Source organism: Massilia sp. UYP11, assembly GCF_050434805.1.
In the GTDB taxonomy this organism is placed as follows: domain Bacteria; phylum Pseudomonadota; class Gammaproteobacteria; order Burkholderiales; family Burkholderiaceae_D; genus Telluria.
In genome coordinates this window covers 1-1183 of the sequence record NZ_JBNDJE010000062.1, presented here as the reverse complement: position 1 = coordinate 1183, position 1183 = coordinate 1, and the positions used below count along the sequence as shown (strand labels likewise).

Annotated in this window: 1 protein-coding gene; it reads right to left on the bottom strand. The window is 59.3% G+C overall.

The features are described from left to right. Nucleotides 1–31 precede the first annotated feature (31 nt). A protein-coding gene (locus ABIB38_RS24185) for an IS3 family transposase (protein ID WP_429207349.1) occupies nt 32–1176 on the bottom strand; the annotation gives its coding sequence in 2 pieces (ribosomal slippage) (nt 32–918 and nt 918–1176; 1146 coding nt in all). Between the last annotated feature and the right edge of the window lie 7 nt (nt 1177–1183).

Sequence of the window (1183 nt, the reverse complement as noted above, 5' to 3'; positions counted from 1 at the left end):
TGGCCTTCCCCCATCGTCACGGACACTTCCGTTAGGCGCATTTTAGATTTTCAAACTGTACCGGGCTGATGTAGCCGATAGTGGAATGACGCCGGCGTGGATTGTAGAACCTTTCGATATAGTCGAACACGTCTGCCCGTAAATCATCTCTGGTCCGGTAGTGCTTTTTGCTCAGGCGCTCGGTCTTGAGCGTCGAGAAGAAGCTTTCCATCGCAGCGTTGTCCCAGCAGTTGCCACGACGGCTCATGCTGCACACGATGCCGTGCGATTCGAGCAAGCGCTGGAAGTCTTCGCTGGTGTATTGCGAGCCCTGGTCCGAGTGATGCAATACGGCCCGAGGCCGGCCACGGCGAAAAATGGCCATCAGCAGGGCATCCATTACCAGTTGCGCCGTCATCGTCGGCTGCATCGACCAGCCCACCACACGCCGCGAGTACAGGTCGAGCACGACAGCGACAAACAGCCAGCCCTCGCCCGTCCACACGTAGGTAAAATCTGCGGCCCACTTCTGGTTCGGGCCTGTCGCTTCAAACTGCCGGTCCAGCAGGTTCGGCGCAATAGCGTGGACTGGCGAATCGAGCTGCCCAGGTGCCCGGCGACGCTTGTGACGGGCCTTGATGCCGGCTGCTTTCATAAGCCGCGCTACCCGGTTCTCGCTGCAAGCAAAGCCCGCATCGATAAGGTCTCGCACTACGCGCGGCGAACCATAGGTGCCATCGCTGGCTTCGTGGCTGTGCTTGATTGCCTTGAGGAGCTGCGCATTCTCACGTTCATGCGCGCTCACCGGCCGGCCGAGCCAGTCGTAAAACCCACTGCTCGACACACCAAGCAGACGACACATCGTTCGCGTTGGCCAGATGGTTCGATATTTGGCGATGAAGCCGTACTTCACTTGAGGTCGGCTGCGAAGTAGCCGAGCGCCTTTTTTAATATGTCGCGCTCCGTCTTGACCTTCGCCAGCTCGCGCCGCATGCGCTCATATTCCTGGGTCGATACCTTCTCGCTCCCGCCTGTGACCTCTGCATCGACGTTGGCGTCTCTGCACCACCGCCCCAGCAAATTGGCGCCAATGCCCAGGTCGCGGGCGATCGCCGCCTTACTCGCACCAGGCTGGCCTACCAGCTTGACTGCCTCGCGCTTGAACTCTTCTGAAAACAACCGTCTTTCACGTGCCATGTAATTC